Genomic DNA, 16,744 nt, shown 5'->3' with positions numbered 1-16,744 from the left:
AGCCAGCTTAACGCTGGCTTTTTTATTCGCTAGTTGCGGCTTAAAGCTTACCAAGGATCTCGTCAGATAATCCTAGTTCATCATTTTTGTTCACGCTGATCCCACGATCGATGATGTTTTTAGCAATGCTCTTAGCTTCATCTAAAGAGTGCATAGCGTAAGTACCACATTGGTACTCGTTAAGCTCTGGAATGTCATTTTGATTAGCTACCCCAAGTACATCCTTCATAGATGCTAACCAAGCATCAGCAACTTGCTGCTCATTAGGGCTACCAATTAAGCTCATGTAAAAACCGGTACGGCAACCCATTGGTGAAATGTCGATGATTTCTACTGCAGCTGAGTTTAAATGCTCGCGCATAAAGCCAGCATACAAGTGCTCTAAGGTATGAATGCCTTTCTCAGACAAAATCTCTTCGTTTGGCACACAGTAACGTAGATCAAATACAGTAATAGTGTCTTTGCTCGGAGTAGACATAGTTTTGGCTACGCGCACTGCTGGCGCATGCATGCGGGTATGGTCTACGGTAAAACTATCTAATAAAGGCATGATTTTCTCTCTTCATATCCCAGCTTAGCTGAGACTCATTATTTGGGTGTATTTAAGCAAAGAATAGTCGCCATAGCCAGCTACTATCTAGATCCTCTTTACACTTATTATACTGGGCCGCATAGCGTTTCGATCGCTGGTCTACTGTACCCGCGACTTTCACCAACCATTGTTTCTGATGGTAAGTACCACGCTTATAGCCGCCCCAGCCTTCGTGATAGTTTAAATACTGATTGCGCGCATCCCATTTCGATACACCATTAATCTTGTGGGTTTTATTGGTAAACCAACCCATAAAATCGATGGCATCATCAAAATTAGTTCGTGACGACCAGGAATTCCCAGTTTCGCGCACGTAATCATCCCAGGTCATGGTTTTAGCTTGGCTATAACCATAAGCACTACTAGCACGCCCTACGGGAATAAAACCAAACCAGTATTGCATTGGTGGGCGGGCATTATGCTTGAAGCTAGATTCTTGATACATCATAGCCATGGGAACATGCACCGGCGTGCCCCACTTCTTGTTCATTTTTTTGGCCGATTTATACCAATCGCGCTTTTCTTCAAAAATGCTACATAGGTTCTCAGGATCCTTTGGCGGCGCGCTGCTGCACCCCGCCAATACCCCGAAACCCAAAACTACCAAGGCTACTTTAGCCCACTGAACAAGCGATACATCCCTACTTATTGGCATTCTCAAAATACTTCGTTAAAAAGTGATCAAAATCGAGGTCATCACTAGCTTCTATTGCTTGTTGCTCAGCAAAGCTTTGTTCAGCCATCTCGCTAAAGTCTTGATCTTGCCAGTTATTAGCCTTATGACCAAGCATCTCTTCGCGATATTGTGCAGCCCATTGCAAGCCCAAGTTGCTGTTATCTACTGATTGTGATTTTAACAAACGCAGAAAACGTGAAGAGTAGGTATTGTCATTTGCTACATCGGCAATCGCCTGCTCTAGCGATGCGCTAAAGTCTGGTTCTGGGCGCTGAGTATCAAGTAGTTGAGCGGCCTGTTGCATCTTAGCTAGCAAGCTTTCAATATGCACCGGCAAGCTTTGTTGTTCACCAGCAATAGTTAGAGACAATTCAGGGTTGCGCCCTTCAATGGCTACAGCATTAAAGTTGTCACGACAGGCTTGCAACTCTGCTTTGCACATTTCGGGAGAGTCCATCATTACACAGGCAAGCAACAAGCTATCTATCACTCTCACTTGCGCCTCAGTTACGCCTACAGCATCAAAGGGGTTAACATCCAATGCTCTAATCTCGATGTATTCGATACCATCTTCAGCTAAGGCTTGAGAAGGCGTTTGACCTGACTTAGCCACTCGCTTAGCGCGAATAGGCGCATACAACTCATTTTCTATCTGCAATATATTGGCGTTTAGCTGACGATATTCACCATCCACTTTAACCCCAATATTGGCAAACTCTTCCGAATGAGAACTCACCGCTTTGCGCACACTTTGTACGTACTCACTCACGCTGTTGTAGTTGATATCTAAGTCGTGCTGGGCCGAGCTGGTGTAACCTAAATCACTCAAACGCAATGACGTAGCGTAAGGTAAATATAGTGTTCCTTTACCCATTTTTTGGAAGGCCAGTTGGCTCTCGCCAGCATTCATGAATGAACCACACAGCGCCGGCGAAGCGCCATAGAGATAAGCTACCATCCAACCATAACGATAAAAGTTACGAATTAAGCCCATATAGCGCTGCGAAATATAATCTGACAAAGGCTGTTGGTCGCCATCTACTTGTTGTAGTTGTTGCCAAAAACTTTGCGGCAAAGAGAAGTTATAGTGCACGCCAGAGATCACCTGCATGGCGCTGCCATAGCGGTGACGAAGCCCCTGTCGATAAGCGTGTTTCATCTTACCTATATTTGATTGGCCATAATCAGCCAATACAATGTCTTGCTCGTCACCAATGTAACAAGGCATGCTCAAAGGCCACAAACGTTGTCCGTCAAGCTGCTTTAGTGTTTCGTGGTGAATATCAGTAAGGCGTGATAATACCTGCTCAACACTGTCAGAAACCGGAGTAATAAACTCCAACAAGGTTTCCGCGTAATCGGTAGTGATGAGGGGATGAGTTAGCGCTGCGCCTAGAGCTTTAGGGTGACCATTGGATGCAAGATTTCCCTGTTCGCAAATACGTAAAGCTTCACGTTCAATACCGCGTTTAATGCCAAGCACACCGGTATCTGCCATTGCTGCGCTCAATTGCGTCAGCCGAGTAGTAAACTGTTGAGTCAAGTTGAACTCACTATCTTGTTAAAACGCGTAATGTGGCAAAGCATAGCGAGAACGCCCATGTTTTGCCACCACTGTGCGTTGCTACGTTACAATGCAAGTTCTTGAACTGGCATACCTATTTTCTTTAGCTCTGGTAATAGCTGCTGTTTATCGCCCACTACCACCACGATCATTTCTTTGGGTGAAAAATACTTCGCCGCCAATTGCTGTAATTCAGCTTGGCTAATATTAGCGGTAATTTGATTTTGAGTGGCGACAAACTCTGGCCCCAAGTCAAAGGCCAACATTTGCATCAAAAACGACGCTTTCTGCGATGGCGTTGCGTAGGCTAACGCCTCTTGCTGGGAGACAGCACTGCGCATATAAGACAGCTCTTCGTCACTTGGACCACTTATTGAGTAAGCTTCCAACTCGGCCAACAGCTCTTGAATCGCTGAGGCGGTAGCATCTTGACGCACATCGGTTGAGATAACAAAACTACCGCTATCTTTAAACCCACCAAAACCACTGCTTACGCCATAGGTATAACCCTTGTCTTCGCGTAAGTTCATGTTGATTCGACTATTGAAGTTGCCGCCAAAATTAAAGTTCATCAAATTGGCTTTAAAATACTCACCGGTAGCATCGTAAGGCATAGCTAAACGGCCGATTCGAATCACCGACTGCACCGCGCCCGGTTTATCTAAAAGATAAATGGTGTTGTTCTGTGCAGAAGGTTTCGCGGTTAAATGAGCAGCAGAGCTGGCGTCGCCTTGCCATTGCTGCTGTAAAGGCTGCAAAGCTTGTTCAATTTCTGCTTGCTTAAGATTGCTTACGGCAACTAGCTGACTGCCCTTGGGTTGGTAATGCTGCTGCCAAAACTGCTTCACATCTTCAAGTGTAAGCGCTGCCACACTGTCGCGGCTCCCCCAACTAGAGATTGCGAGGCGGCTGCCCTCGCCAAAGAACAGACTTTGACTAGCAATGCTGGCGAGCCAATTCGGCTGATTAAACTTCTGCTCAATACTTTGCAAGTGGCGCGCTTTTTCACGTTCAAATTCTGCTTTATCAAAGGCAGGGCTTAGTAAACGCTGCTGCAAAATTTCCATCACCTGCGGTAAGTTCTCGGTTAATGACGACAGACTAATATTTTGACTATACAGCCCGCCACTAAAGCTAACCGACGCGCCCAACTCGGTAAGTTGATCTGATAACTCAGCGGCAACAGTTTGCTGGGTGCTTTGCATCAACATTTGCGCTGTCAGCTTAGCCAGACCTTCTTTACCTTTAGGTTCTGAAATACTGCCACCGGGCAGCCTGAACTGCAGGGTAACCGTGGGAGTTGGCTGCTCAGAGGTGCCTAATACTTGTAAGCCGTTAGTTAACTCTGCATGCCATAACTCAGGCAACTTTACCGCCACCGCGGGACCTGAAGGCGGTTCAATACTGCGGTCGAAGTCATCTTTTACTTCACGAAGTGCCAGCTCACTGTCTTCAATGTGTTGCTGCTCAGGCAGCGTGCGCGGCGCAGGTGTAAAGTTGTCTTTAGCTGCAATCAATTGAGTTTGCCCTCTCGGCACAACACTCATCACCACTCGAGGTTTGTTCAATATGTAATGCTGATAAGCTTGTTGCACCTGCTGGTCATTAACATTTTGAAACTGTTGTAATACTTCACTGATATACAAGGGCTGCTCAAAGAACGTTTCGCCAAAGGCAAGCTGAGTCACCACATCAGAAACACTCTCTAAACTGTAGATAGTAGAAGCTTTAAGCGATGAGCGAACGCGCTGCAAGTCTTCTGCATTCACGCCACGCTCTGCAAAGTCGTTAATCGCTTGGTCAACATCTTGTTCTAACTGAGCCAAGGTCAACCCTGCTTGAGGATTAGCCCGCACGTATATCGACAAGGTACAGGCCATTTGGCGGCAGTAATGTGAACTGCCTGCAGATAAAGCTTTACCCGATTCAACCAACGATTGATGCAGTAACGAGCTCTTGCCGCCACCTAAGATCTCTGAAAACATATCTAAAGCAACTTCGTCTTCAGCGCCAGCATACACCGTTGGATAACTAATATACAGCAGAGGGATATGAATACGGTCTTCTAGGGAGATATAACGGGTTTCACTCAGGGTCGCGGGCTCTGGCGTAATCTCTGGGATCTCAGGTCCGCGAGGAATGCCGCCAAAGTACTGACTAATCCATTCTAAGGTTTGAGCCTCATCGATATCGCCACCAATGCTTAGCACAGCATTATTTGGTCCGTACCAGCGTAGGAAAAACGCCTTAAGGTCGTTTACGTCTACCCGATTAAGGTCTTCAATGTAGCCAATAGGTTGCCAAGAATACGGATGTTCTCGAGGATAGAGCGCTTCGTCTACTCGCTCAGATAACAAACCATAAGGTGCGTTATCTACGCGTTGAGCGCGCTCATTTTTTACTGTATCACGTTGAATTTCAAACTTTCGTTGGCTTACCGCTTCAAGCAAAAAGCCCATTCTGTCGGCTTCTAACCACAGCACTTTTTCTAGCTGGTTAGCAGGCACCGTTTGATAGTAATTTGTGCGGTCTTTAGTTGTGGAGCCATTCATGGTTCCACCCGCTTCGTTAATAATGCGGAAATGCTCTTGGTCGCCGACGTGTTTTGAGCCCTGAAACATCATGTGTTCAAAGAAGTGAGCAAAGCCAGACTTACCCGGTTCTTCTCGATTAGAACCTACATGATAAGTAATATCTACATGGGCTAGCGGTGCATTGTCATCTTGGTAGAGCAATACTGTTAGGCCATTGGCTAAACGATACTTTTTATAGGCTATCTGAATGTCGCTATTATTGGCCTGCGAGGTTTCAATTAACTCGACACCCTTGGGTAGCTCAAGCGAAGATTTAGGGTCTATCTGAGTACAAGCAGCTAACCACAGAATGCTAAGCACACTTAACCATCTAAGCACTATATTGACCTCTCTAATCATTATTTAAATACTCACAACTGCATTACCTAATGCCAATAGCAAAGCGTAACGGATCGCTTTGCCAATAAGCATGGCAACGGTGCTTTGCCAAACCGGAAGCTTAGCAGCACCCGCAACAAAACAAAGCGCATCGCCAATTACAGGTGCCCAACTCATTAATAAGCTCCAGGCGCCGTATTTGGCCAACCAAGGCTTCGCCTTGGCTTGTTCATTCAGCTTAGGTAACCAACTAAAGTGGCGATTACCAAAGTAAAAAGCACCCCAGCCCATGGCAAAGGTTACTAAGCCACCTAGGGTATTGCCCAAGGTAGCCACAACTAACAAGCTAAGCCACTGCTCAGGAACTTGGCTGGCCAAACCTAGCAAAACTACTTCTGAGCTGCCGGGTAATAAGGTGGCAGATACAAAGGCGCTAAAAAACAGTATGACTAACAATAGAACCGCCTAATCAACAAAATAGTTCGCTGGCCACAAACTTCTTACATCAACCACTGCCATTCCAGCGGCTTTTGCAGCCTCTATTCCGGCATCGGCATCTTCAAATACTAGACATGCCTGAGGTTCAATCTGCATCAATTCTGCACACTTTAAAAAGGTGTCAGGCGCTGGCTTATGCTTTGCCACTAAATCAGCCCCAACAATCGCTTGCAACTTATCGGCTATACCTAATTTACTCAGTATCATCTCTGCCTGCTGCTGGCTAGCACCGGTGCCCACAGCCATTAGCTTTTCACCTAAAAAATGCTCATACACTTTAATTAAAGGTGTCGGCTGTATTTCACTATTCACTAGTTGGTGATAACGCAGCTCTTTAGCATCAACCACTTGCTGAACATTTATCCCCTTTATATGGGCATCGGCAAGCAAGTTTTCAACTGTTTGTAAGGTAGGCCATCCACTCATTGCCAGCATTTGCGCAGAGCTAAAAGGAATAGAAAACTGATCGAGAGCAGACTGCCATGCGTTCTGATGATGCTGCATGGAGTCAATCAAGGTTCCATCCATATCAAAAATAAAAGCGGCATAGTGTTGGTAATCGTGGAAATTCATAATCTACTCTGAATGCGGTCGGACTGAACAGCAGCCGATTTAGCCTGCATCATACCAATAAGCGGCCATTTAACTAGAATATTTTGTAACGCGCGGTGATTCGTAAAGCGAGTAACCAAATTAACTGTTGGAAACCGAGCAATCTGTGTGAAGCGTAGCGAAGTTACTGATTCGCTCTCTTCAATTTATAAGTAATAAAGGTAAACTAAAAGTTCTTCAATTACTTAAGTGACCCAGTAGGTAGAATTATGGTGCGATTTTTCTTGTTGCCCTTGTTATTAACCGTTTTATGGACACTGTTTCTATTCCATTACGGTTTAAGCTTTAAACAAGGTTTAAAAGGTTACTATTGGATTATTGGGATTAGCACCGCATTGATTGGATTCTTCTCATTGATGATTTGGCTAACCCATTAGCTAGACATAAAAAAAGCTTGCCGAGGCAAGCTTTTTATTTCGCTGATAGGAATTAACCAACCAAAGACAGTAGTACACCCGCAGCTACGGCACTACCTAGTACCCCAGCAACGTTTGGTCCCATAGCATGCATTAACAAGAAGTTATGAGGGTTTGACTCCAAACCAACCTTGTTTACCACACGTGCGGCCATTGGCACCGCTGAAACACCAGCAGCACCAATCAGTGGGTTAATCTTACCGCCACTTAAGCGGCTCATTAACTTAGCCATAAGTACTCCAGAAGCAGTACCAATACCAAATGCCACAGCACCTAAGCCAAGAATACCTAGCGTTTCTACCGTTAAGAACTTGTCAGCAGATAACTTAGAACCTACCGCTAAACCTAAGAAGATGGTAACAACATTGATGAGTTCGTTTTGTGCAGTTTTGCTTAAACGATCAACCACGCCACTTTCACGCATTAGGTTACCTAAACAGAACATACCCACTAGAGGTGTTGCCGCTGGTAAGAACAAAATGGTTAAGCCAAGTACAGCGATAGGGAAAATAATCTTTTCTCGCACGCTAACCGGACGCAATTGCTCCATTTGAATTTCGCGTTCTTCTTTAGAGGTTAAGGCCTTCATAATCGGCGGCTGAATAATTGGAACCAGTGCCATGTATGAATAAGCAGCTACCGCAATCGCACCTAATAAATCTGGTGCAAGCTTGGAAGCAAGGAAGATAGCCGTAGGCCCATCTGCACCACCAATGATTGCAATCGCAGAAGCATCAGCCAGGGTAAAATCAAAGCCTGGGATCATGTTTAGTAGAATGGCACCAAATAGCGTCGCAAAAATACCAAACTGAGCCGCAGCACCTAGCAGTAACATTCTTGGGTTTGCGATAAGCGCACCAAAGTCTGTTAACGCGCCAACACCCATAAAAATCAGCAGTGGGAAAACACCGGTTTCAATTCCTACATGGTAAACGTAGTAAAGCAAACCGCCTTCATCGTTAAACCCAGCATTCGGAATATTGGCCAGCACCGCACCAAAACCAATCGGTAGCAGCAATAAAGGCTCAAATTTACGCACAATGGCCAAATACAATAGCAGTAAACCTACTGCCATCATCACTAATTGTGCAGGTTCGAAGTTAGCTAGGCCGGTTTCCGACCATAGCTTAGTAATTCCTTCCACGTTCTCGCTCCCTTATGCGATGCTAAGTAGGACTTCGCCCACTGCAACCGCATCACCTTCTCTAACTAATACCTCGTCAACAACCCCGGTTTTAGCGGAACGGATTTCGGTTTCCATTTTCATTGCTTCCATAATCAGCAATACATCGCCTTCTTGCACATTAGCACCAGGCTTAGCGAGAACTTTAAAGATGTTACCCGCTAAAGGCGCTGGTAAGGCTTCACCTTTACCACTGGTAGCAGGTGCTGCTGGGGCGGCTGCGGCTGGCGCTGAACTAGCTACTGGCGCTACGCCATCAATAGAGCCTTCAGGACCAACATCTACGGTGTATAACTGACCGTCTACACGTACTGAGTAGGTTTCTACTGCGCCAGCTTTAGCAGGAGCTGCAACTTTAACGTCGTCAGCGCTTGGTACCGGTTCAAATGCATCTGGGTTGCCACGGTTCTCTAAGAACTTAAGGCCAATTTGTGGGAACAATGCGTACGTTAAAGCGTCATCAATTTTGTCTTCAGCTAAAGCAAAACCTTTTTCTTTGGCTAGTTGCTCTACTTCAGTTTCAAGGCGCTCCATCTCCGCTTGCAGTAAATCTGCAGGGCGACAGGTAATTGCTTCTGATCCATCAAGAACACGCGCTTGCAATTCTGCATTCAACTCGCCAGGCGCTTTACCATACTGACCACTTAAAATTCCGGCCGTTTCTTTGGTAATAGTTTTGTAGCGCTCGCCAGTTAATACATTGATAACTGCTTGAGTACCCACAATTTGTGAGGTTGGAGTTACCAAAGGAATGTAACCTAGGTCTTTACGTACTTTAGGAATTTCGGCTAGTACTTCATCAATCTTATCGGCTGCGCCCTGCTCTTTAAGCTGGCTTTCCATGTTGGTTAACATGCCGCCCGGAACTTGAGCAATTAAGATGCGCGAATCAACACCTTTTAGGCTGCCTTCAAATTTAGCGTACTTCTTTCGTACTTCACGGAAGTAAGCTGCGATAGATTCTAGTTTGCTAAGGTCTAAGCCAGTTTCGCGCTCAGTGCCCTCTAACATCGCTACAATGGTCTCTGTTGGACTGTGACCATAAGTACAGCTCATTGATGAGATTGCAGTGTCGATGATGTCTACGCCAGCTTCAATCGCTTTAATGTGGGTAGGTAAGCTTAAGCCGGTAGTCGCATGGCAGTGCAATGCAATTTCTACATCAGTTTCGGCTTTAAGACGCTTAATAAGGGTTTCAGCTTCATAAGGCTTTAATAAACCCGACATATCCTTGATGGCGATAGAGTGACAGCCAATGTCTTCCAAACGCTTAGCTAGGTCTACCCAGTTGTCGGTAGTGTGAATTGGGCTGGTAGTATAAGAAATAGTACCTTGAGCGTGTGCGCCGCAATCTAAAGCAGCTTTTACCGCTGTTTGGAAGTTACGCGGGTCGTTCATCGCGTCAAAGATACGGAATACATCCATACCATTTTTAACCGCCCGCTCTACAAAGCGCTCTACTACGTCGTCTGCATAGTGGCGGTAACCAAGTAAATTTTGGCCACGTAATAGCATTTGCTGCTTAGTATTAGGCATTGCCTTCTTAAGTGCGCGTAAACGCTCCCAAGGATCTTCGCCAAGATAACGAATACAAGCATCAAAGGTTGCGCCACCCCAGGTTTCTAGAGACCAATAACCAATTTGGTCGAGTTGCTCAGCAATAGGCAACATATCTTCAAGGCGAAGACGAGTTGCTAATAATGATTGATGCGCGTCGCGCAATACAACATCGGTTAATGCAAGTGGTTTAGACATTGCGTTAAATCCTCTTTTAGTTATTGAGCCTTCCGGTACTGTTGAACAGCAGCTGATATAGCGGCTACTACAGTGGCGTTATTGGCAGGTTGGGGAGTTGGAGACGAGGTTTGTTTTGGTTCCGCTACTTCAGCTAGCGGTGGCGCTAACTTAGCTAAGCCATTTACCGCAACAATAAGTAGCGATAAAAAAGCGAATACGGCGATCATCCCGACCCCCATTAACGTTGCTGCTTCCACTAACAGCTCAGTCAAATCCATCATATTATTAATCCACATCCTTTGAGATTGGCGTAAGAATTACATGCTAAACAACAAAAATCAAACTTGATTTTTGAATAATTATTCAAAACCTTGGTATTGTTAACTTTATTTTGCCAATGACAAAATTCGCAATTATACGCCACATCGCAGCTTACACAGCTTAAACCGCCAAATGATAACATTTAGTTAACAACTGATTTACAGCTGCACGACAGCCAAATTCATTAACTAATCTAGCAGCTAAGCTACCTCAAAAGTAGTAATGGCGATCACAAGAGATATAATTTGAAGATGAATAAGAGGTGAATAGTGATCTAGGGCGTGAAAGAGAATAGATAGAAACAGAGAAAATGGCGCGCGTGGAAGGATTCGAACCTCCGACCGCCTGGTTCGTAGCCAGGTACTCTATCCAGCTGAGCTACACGCGCGTGGGGTATGAAACAAAGCCTAGAAGAGAAAAGACAATGCATCAAATAAAAACAGAAAATGGCGCGCGTGGAAGGATTCGAACCTCCGACCGCCTGGTTCGTAGCCAGGTACTCTATCCAGCTGAGCTACACGCGCGTTGAAATCGATGGCGGTGAGGGAGGGATTCGAACCCTCGATAGGGCTACAAACCCTATACTCCCTTAGCAGGGGAGCGCCTTCGGCCACTCGGCCACCTCACCTCGATTTCCTTCAGCAAGCTCGCCCTAGGGCAAACTTAAGAAGAATGGCGCGCGTGGAAGGATTCGAACCTCCGACCGCCTGGTTCGTAGCCAGGTACTCTATCCAGCTGAGCTACACGCGCGCAGAAAACACTTTGAACACAAAAACGACGAATCGTTCTTTTAAAAATATGGCGCGCGTGGAAGGATTCGAACCTCCGACCGCCTGGTTCGTAGCCAGGTACTCTATCCAGCTGAGCTACACGCGCACAGGTAACACTTCAATAAAAAAAGCTCACATAACTATGAGCTTTTTAAATAATGGCGCGCGTGGAAGGATTCGAACCTCCGACCGCCTGGTTCGTAGCCAGGTACTCTATCCAGCTGAGCTACACGCGCGCAGAAAACACTTTGTAATAAAAACGATAAATCGTTCTTTTAAAATATGGCGCGCGTGGAAGGATTCGAACCTCCGACCGCCTGGTTCGTAGCCAGGTACTCTATCCAGCTGAGCTACACGCGCGTTGAAATCGATGGCGGTGAGGGAGGGATTCGAACCCTCGATAGGGCTACAAACCCTATACTCCCTTAGCAGGGGAGCGCCTTCGGCCACTCGGCCACCTCACCGCGATTTCGGATGCAGATATTACTGCTTCCAAAAATATAGTCAAACCTTTTTTGTTACTTTTCTTTTGTTCGTTCAGCTTTCGAACAGTTGGCTATGTATTTGTTTAGCAACTGACTACAAAGCAAACGTTCTGGCAATTGAGCGGTGGATTTGTGGCCATTGCTCATTGCCAGCAAAAGCCCAAAAAACAAAAGGAAGCCAGAGGCTTCCTAAAGATAAATCTTGGCGATGTAAGCTTACTTAAGCCCCAGCACTTTTCTCTGCTTGAATGCGCATGTAGATTTCTTCACGGTGCACAGATACTTCTTTTGGTGCATTTACGCCGATACGTACTTGGTTACCTTTAACACCTAATACAGTTACGGTTACTTCATCCCCAATCATTAACGTTTCGCCTACACGGCGCGTCAAAATTAGCATTCATTATCTCCTTAAATTCATATTCTTGTTCTTTAGCGACTTATCTAAGCTATTATTTTTCTGCTATTAAGCGTATAGACTAGCTTGTTTAAGTCAAAGAGTCATTATTATTGCTCTAGGTTATATGCACTATGCAAAGCACGTACAGCCAACTCTAAATATTTTTCATCTACTACAACCGATACTTTGATCTCAGAAGTCGAGATAAGTTGCATATTAATGCCCTCGTCCCCTAAGGTTTCAAACATGGTTTTAGCAACGCCAGGGTGATTCATCATCCCCACCCCAACGATAGAAATTTTTGCCAAGGAATCTTTACCTTGAACTTCACGCGCACCTAACTTACTTGAGGTCTCTTCAAGTAACTCTTTGGCACGCTTGTAGTCATTACGATGAACCGTAAAGGTAAAGTCTGCGGTGTTGTCACCCATCGAGTTCTGAATAATCATATCAACATCGATGTTTGCATCGCCAATAGGCGCCAATATTGATGCGGCAACGGAAGGTTTATCAGGTACACCCAGAATAGTTAAACTTGCTTCATCACGATTAAAAGCGATGCCTGATATTACGGGTGACTCCATTTTATTTCCCTCATAACTAATTAAGGTGCCATTACCTTCAGTAAAACTTGATAGAACACGCAACGGCACATTATATTTTCCGGCAAACTCTACAGCGCGGATCTGTAACACTTTTGCGCCTAAACTGGCCATTTCTAGCATTTCTTCAAAAGTAATGCTCTCTAAACGGCGAGCTTTTGGCTCTACTCGCGGGTCAGTGGTGTATACACCATCAACATCTGTATATATCTGACACTCATCAGCTTTAAGCGCAGCTGCAATAGCCACTGCGGTAGTATCTGAACCGCCACGCCCTAAAGTAGTAATGTAGTTGTCTGGGCTCCTGCCTTGGAAACCGGCAATCACTACAACTTTATTCTCTTTTAAGTGCGATTGAATATTATGGTCGTCAATATCAGTAATACGCGCTTTACCGTGTGCTTTATCGGTATGCATGCGGATCTGATCGCCCGTCATCGAAATCGCATCACAGCCTTTCTTCTGCAAAGCAATGCTTAGCAAGGCAATGGTGACTTGCTCACCGGTAGATACCAATACATCTTTTTCACGCTCACTAGCGTTTTCGTCAATCTCTTTAGCTAAACCCAGCAAGCGATTGGTTTCACCAGACATCGCTGAAAGAACAACTACAATATCGTCACCCGCTTCTTTACAGCGAATAACGCGGTCTGCTACGGCTTGAATACGCTCTAAGGTACCCACCGAAGTGCCGCCATACTTTTGAACAATTAGTGCCACTTGCTTTCCTTTTTCTTTAACACTTAATGCATAACTATTTAAAGCTTTTCAACAAGCCACTCTTTCACATCAGCTAGGGCTTTTGGCAAACCGTCAGGGTTAGAACCACCTGCTTGAGCCATGTCAGGACGACCACCGCCTTTACCGCCAACACCTTGGGCAGCGATGTTCACCATCTCACCCGCTTTAACACGACCAGTAAGATCTTTAGTCACACCAGCAACCAAGCTGACTTTACCATCGTTTACTGTGCCGAGCAGAATAACGCCGCTTTCAAGTTTCACTTTTAGCTCATCTACGCTGCTGCGCAGGGCTTTACCTTCTACACCATCTAAGAAGGCAATTAATACTTTCACACCGTTAATGGTTTGTATTTGATCTGCAGCATCATTACTAGCGGCGCTAGCTAACTTAGCTTTTAGCTGAGTGACTTCTTTCTCGAGCATTTTGTTACGATCCACTAGCTGAATCACCTTCTCGCCGATATTGAATTGGTCACCTTTAACTAAATTGGCGGCTTTTTCTGTTTCTTCGGCTAAGCGGTGAATCAAATCGATAGCAAACTGACCAGTTACCGCTTCGATACGGCGAACCCCAGCAGCAATACCTGCTTCGCTGGTGATTTTAAAGAAGCCAATGTCACCGGTGTGATTTACGTGAGTACCACCACATAGCTCGGTTGAGAAATCGCCCATGCTAACTACGCGTACGTCGTCATCATATTTTTCTCCAAACAAAGCCATCGCGCCTGCTTGCTTAGCTTCGTCAAGGTTCATCACTTTAGTCTCAACTGGCAAGTTGCGACGAATTTGTTGGTTTACTAGATGCTCAACCTGGCGCAATGAGCGCATTGATACACCTTCAAAGTGTGAGAAGTCAAAACGTAAACGTGCAGCTTCGACCAAAGAACCTTTTTGGGTAACGTGCTCACCAAGTGTTTGACGCAATGCAGCGTGCAATAAGTGCGTTACAGAGTGGTTTAGTGCGGTGTTCCAGCGACGGCGAGAGTCAACCTTAGCTTGAACCAACTGCTGAACATTTAAATCGCCACCTTGCACATATCCTTTATGTACAAAAGCTTTGCCCACTTTTAGTGTATCTTGAACGACAAAGCTACCGCCCTGATACATAAGCTCACCAGCATCACCAGCTTGACCACCAGATTCTGCATAAAACGGCGTTTGGTCAAGCACAATAATGGCATGGTCGCCACCGGTTAGCACTTGTTGCGCTTCACCATCTTTGTACATTTCAACAATTTTCACATCAGCTTCTAGGTGTTGATAACCCAAGAATTCGGTGGCGCTATCGATAATCAAATTGTCGTTATAATCTGTGCCAAAATTACTGGCTTGCTTAGCCCGCTCACGTTGAGCCTGCATAGCAGCTTCAAATTCAGCTTCATCTACACTTAGCTCTCGCTCACGAGCAATATCCGCGGTCAAATCCGCAGGAAAGCCATAAGTATCATAAAGCTTGAAAACTAAGTCACCAGGAATAACCGAACCATCTAACTCGCTAAGTGCTTCATCCAAAATTAACAAACCACGATCAAGCGTTTTGGCAAACTGCTCTTCTTCTAGCTTAAGCACACGCTCAATAACAGGTAATTGAGTTTGCAACTCTGGGTAGGCTTCTCCCATTTCGGCGATTAGCGCCGGCAGAAGCTTGTAAAAGAACGCATCTGTAGCGCCAAGCTTATTACCATGACGTACTGCACGACGAATAATGCGGCGTAATACATAACCACGGCCTTCATTGGCCGGCATTACGCCATCTGCGATCAAGAAGCCACATGAACGAATATGGTCTGCAATTACCCGCAAGGATTTGTTTTCCAAATCATTGGTGCCAATGATTTTTGCGGCGGCTGCAATCAGGTTTTGGAAAATATCGATTTCGTAGTTAGAGTGCACACCTTGCAAAATTGCTGCGATACGCTCTAAGCCCATACCGGTATCAACTGAAGGGTTTGGTAAGGGATCCATGGTTCCGTCTGCTTGACGGTTGAACTGCATGAAGACTACGTTCCAAATTTCGATGAAACGGTCGCCATCTTCTTCAGGGCTACCTGGAGGACCGCCCCAGATATGCTCGCCATGGTCATAAAAGATTTCAGTACAGGGGCCACAAGGACCGGTGTCACCCATTTGCCAGAAGTTATCAGACTCGAACTTCTTCTCGGGAGACTTGTCGCCGATGCGAATGATGCGCTCTTTAGGCACACCAATTTTATTAGCCCACAAATCAAACGCTTCATCATCGGTTTGGTAAACAGTAACTAAAAGCTTCTCTTTAGGTAACTTAACAACTTCAGTTAAGAACTCCCATGCATAACCAATAGCTTCTTCTTTGAAGTAATCGCCAAAGCTGAAGTTACCTAACATTTCAAAAAAAGTGTGGTGACGCGCCGTGTAACCTACGTTTTCTAAATCATTGTGCTTACCGCCGGCACGTACACAACGTTGTGACGTAGTGGCTCGGCTGTAATTACGCTTATCAATGCCAAGAAATACGTCTTTGAACTGATTCATACCCGCGTTGGTAAATAGTAAGGTAGGATCGTCGTGAGGGACTAATGAACTACTGGCAACTACTTGGTGATTTTTGCTGTTAAAGAAGCTTAAAAATGCATTTCTTACTTCAGCTGAAGTCATCTTCATGAAACTCTTTCCTGGGGGTTTGTTGCAACTCGACATAGCGGCGAAACCTAAAGTTTCGCGTCGATAAGCGCTAAAAAAGGTGAAACCGTTATTAATCGCGACAATATATCACGCAGACCTTTGCAGGCAAAGTGTTCAAGGCTTATTGCTGTTGTAGTTCGCTATACAGGATATTAATCAGTTCAAAATCAAAGCCCCGACGAAACAAATAAGCGGTACATTTTTGCTTTTGCATTCTGTCGCTGGGTATACCTTGCTTAAATTTCTTGGCGAAACAAAGCTCGATGGCTTGGTACCAATCCCAGTCATCCTGTTCCAGTACCTCATTGGCTAAATCGCCACTAATACCCTTAGTTTGTAAGTACTGTTTGATATAGTTTTTTCCGTACCCTTTGCTAATCCGAGCGCGGGTTAAGGATGCTGCATAACTTTTGTCATCTAACCAAGCATTTTGTTGAGCGTATTCGAGGGCATCACTAACTTCTTCATCCTGGTAGCCTTTTTGCCGCAGCTTCTGCACTAGCTGCTGCTGGCTATAAGAGCGTCTTGATAGCAAGTCGATGGTGGTATGTAAGGCGCTACGGTTGGTCATA

General features: G+C 45.3%; 14 protein-coding genes and 8 tRNA genes. 1 reads left to right on the top strand and 21 read right to left on the bottom strand.

Annotated elements, in window-relative coordinates:
• Positions 1–40: 40 nt before the first annotated feature.
• The 6 genes from luxS to G6R11_RS02615 all read right to left on the bottom strand — a co-directional run bounded on the left by luxS (position 41) and on the right by G6R11_RS02615 (position 6,815).
• Positions 41–550 carry an S-ribosylhomocysteine lyase gene (gene luxS / locus G6R11_RS02640; protein ID WP_163131211.1) on the bottom strand — a complete coding sequence of 170 codons (510 nt, stop codon included), beginning with the start codon at positions 548–550 and terminating at the stop codon, positions 41–43.
• A 52-nt stretch (positions 551–602) separates the two neighbouring features.
• Complete coding sequence (locus G6R11_RS02635; protein WP_240352382.1) at positions 603–1,247, bottom strand: hypothetical protein; 645 nt, start codon at positions 1,245–1,247, stop codon at positions 603–605.
• Positions 1,234–2,811, bottom strand: coding sequence for a glutamate--cysteine ligase (gene gshA, locus G6R11_RS02630; protein ID WP_240352381.1), 1,578 nt, complete (start codon positions 2,809–2,811; stop codon positions 1,234–1,236). The genes G6R11_RS02635 and gshA overlap by 14 nt, the downstream gene beginning before the upstream one ends.
• A gap of 86 nt (positions 2,812–2,897) precedes the next feature.
• On the bottom strand, positions 2,898–5,744 hold the full coding sequence (locus G6R11_RS02625; protein ID WP_240352380.1) for a pitrilysin family protein: 2,847 nt from the start codon (positions 5,742–5,744) through the stop codon (positions 2,898–2,900).
• Positions 5,745–5,768: 24 nt separating this feature from the next.
• Positions 5,769–6,200, bottom strand: a complete 432-nt coding sequence (locus tag G6R11_RS02620) for a YqaA family protein (protein ID WP_240352379.1) — start codon at positions 6,198–6,200, stop codon at positions 5,769–5,771.
• Between the two features lie 9 nt (positions 6,201–6,209).
• Complete coding sequence (locus G6R11_RS02615) at positions 6,210–6,815, bottom strand: beta-phosphoglucomutase family hydrolase (protein WP_163131209.1); 606 nt, start codon at positions 6,813–6,815, stop codon at positions 6,210–6,212.
• Between the two features lie 248 nt (positions 6,816–7,063).
• Between G6R11_RS02615 and G6R11_RS21680 the strand changes: the two genes are divergently transcribed.
• Positions 7,064–7,231 carry a hypothetical protein gene (locus G6R11_RS21680; RefSeq protein WP_205472563.1) on the top strand — a complete coding sequence of 56 codons (168 nt, stop codon included), beginning with the start codon at positions 7,064–7,066 and terminating at the stop codon, positions 7,229–7,231.
• A 52-nt stretch (positions 7,232–7,283) separates the two neighbouring features.
• Here the strand turns inward: G6R11_RS21680 and G6R11_RS02610 are convergent, their stop codons facing one another.
• From G6R11_RS02610 to G6R11_RS02540, 15 genes are all read right to left on the bottom strand, one after another.
• A complete protein-coding gene (locus tag G6R11_RS02610; RefSeq protein ID WP_163131207.1) occupies positions 7,284–8,414 on the bottom strand; it encodes a sodium ion-translocating decarboxylase subunit beta in 1,131 nt (376 codons plus the stop codon).
• 12 nt (positions 8,415–8,426) lie between these two features.
• The gene (oadA, locus tag G6R11_RS02605) at positions 8,427–10,208 is read right to left on the bottom strand and encodes a sodium-extruding oxaloacetate decarboxylase subunit alpha (RefSeq protein ID WP_163131205.1); all 1,782 of its coding nucleotides are present in this window, start codon (positions 10,206–10,208) and stop codon (positions 8,427–8,429) included.
• Between the two features lie 20 nt (positions 10,209–10,228).
• Positions 10,229–10,471 carry an OadG family protein gene (locus G6R11_RS02600; RefSeq protein ID WP_163131203.1) on the bottom strand — a complete coding sequence of 81 codons (243 nt, stop codon included), beginning with the start codon at positions 10,469–10,471 and terminating at the stop codon, positions 10,229–10,231.
• A gap of 351 nt (positions 10,472–10,822) precedes the next feature.
• Positions 10,823–10,899: transfer RNA gene (locus G6R11_RS02595), tRNA-Arg, on the bottom strand.
• Between the two features lie 59 nt (positions 10,900–10,958).
• Positions 10,959–11,035, bottom strand: a tRNA-Arg gene (locus G6R11_RS02590).
• Between the two features lie 11 nt (positions 11,036–11,046).
• Positions 11,047–11,139 (bottom strand) — tRNA-Ser (locus G6R11_RS02585).
• Positions 11,140–11,184: 45 nt separating this feature from the next.
• Positions 11,185–11,261, bottom strand: a tRNA-Arg gene (locus tag G6R11_RS02580).
• Positions 11,262–11,310: 49 nt separating this feature from the next.
• Positions 11,311–11,387: transfer RNA gene (locus G6R11_RS02575), tRNA-Arg, on the bottom strand.
• 53 nt (positions 11,388–11,440) lie between these two features.
• Positions 11,441–11,517: transfer RNA gene (locus G6R11_RS02570), tRNA-Arg, on the bottom strand.
• 47 nt (positions 11,518–11,564) lie between these two features.
• Positions 11,565–11,641, bottom strand: a tRNA-Arg gene (locus G6R11_RS02565).
• An 11-nt stretch (positions 11,642–11,652) separates the two neighbouring features.
• Positions 11,653–11,745 (bottom strand) — tRNA-Ser (locus G6R11_RS02560).
• A gap of 241 nt (positions 11,746–11,986) precedes the next feature.
• Entirely contained in the window at positions 11,987–12,166 is a 180-nt protein-coding gene (gene csrA / locus G6R11_RS02555; RefSeq protein ID WP_016402827.1) for a carbon storage regulator CsrA, read from the bottom strand.
• A gap of 107 nt (positions 12,167–12,273) precedes the next feature.
• Positions 12,274–13,488, bottom strand: a complete 1,215-nt coding sequence (locus G6R11_RS02550; RefSeq protein ID WP_163131201.1) for an aspartate kinase — start codon at positions 13,486–13,488, stop codon at positions 12,274–12,276.
• A 38-nt stretch (positions 13,489–13,526) separates the two neighbouring features.
• Complete coding sequence (gene alaS / locus G6R11_RS02545) at positions 13,527–16,151, bottom strand: alanine--tRNA ligase (RefSeq protein WP_163131199.1); 2,625 nt, start codon at positions 16,149–16,151, stop codon at positions 13,527–13,529.
• A gap of 142 nt (positions 16,152–16,293) precedes the next feature.
• On the bottom strand, positions 16,294–16,743 hold the full coding sequence (locus G6R11_RS02540; protein ID WP_163131197.1) for a regulatory protein RecX: 450 nt from the start codon (positions 16,741–16,743) through the stop codon (positions 16,294–16,296).
• Between the last annotated feature and the right edge of the window lies 1 nt (position 16,744).

The organism is Agarivorans sp. Alg241-V36, from assembly GCF_900537085.1.
Classification (GTDB): Bacteria; Pseudomonadota; Gammaproteobacteria; order Enterobacterales; family Celerinatantimonadaceae; genus Agarivorans.
The sequence above is the reverse complement of the archived record's forward strand: the minus strand, read 5'-3'. Positions and strand labels throughout refer to the sequence as shown.

Bases quoted from the DNA above. Each gene is read 5' to 3' on its own strand.
- alaS (WP_163131199.1), bottom strand. From the start codon at position 16,151: ATGAAGATGACTTCAGCTGAAGTAAGAAATGCATTTTTAAGCTTCTTT.
- G6R11_RS02615 (WP_163131209.1), bottom strand. From the start codon at position 6,815: ATGAATTTCCACGATTACCAACACTATGCCGCTTTTATTTTTGATATG.
- luxS (WP_163131211.1), bottom strand. From the start codon at position 550: ATGCCTTTATTAGATAGTTTTACCGTAGACCATACCCGCATGCATGCG.
- G6R11_RS02600 (WP_163131203.1), bottom strand. From the start codon at position 10,471: ATGATGGATTTGACTGAGCTGTTAGTGGAAGCAGCAACGTTAATGGGG.
- G6R11_RS02540 (WP_163131197.1), bottom strand. From the start codon at position 16,743: ATGACCAACCGTAGCGCCTTACATACCACCATCGACTTGCTATCAAGA.
- G6R11_RS02635 (WP_240352382.1), bottom strand. From the start codon at position 1,247: ATGCCAATAAGTAGGGATGTATCGCTTGTTCAGTGGGCTAAAGTAGCC.
- csrA (WP_016402827.1), bottom strand. From the start codon at position 12,166: ATGCTAATTTTGACGCGCCGTGTAGGCGAAACGTTAATGATTGGGGAT.
- oadA (WP_163131205.1), bottom strand. From the start codon at position 10,208: ATGTCTAAACCACTTGCATTAACCGATGTTGTATTGCGCGACGCGCAT.
- G6R11_RS21680 (WP_205472563.1), top strand. From the start codon at position 7,064: ATGGTGCGATTTTTCTTGTTGCCCTTGTTATTAACCGTTTTATGGACA.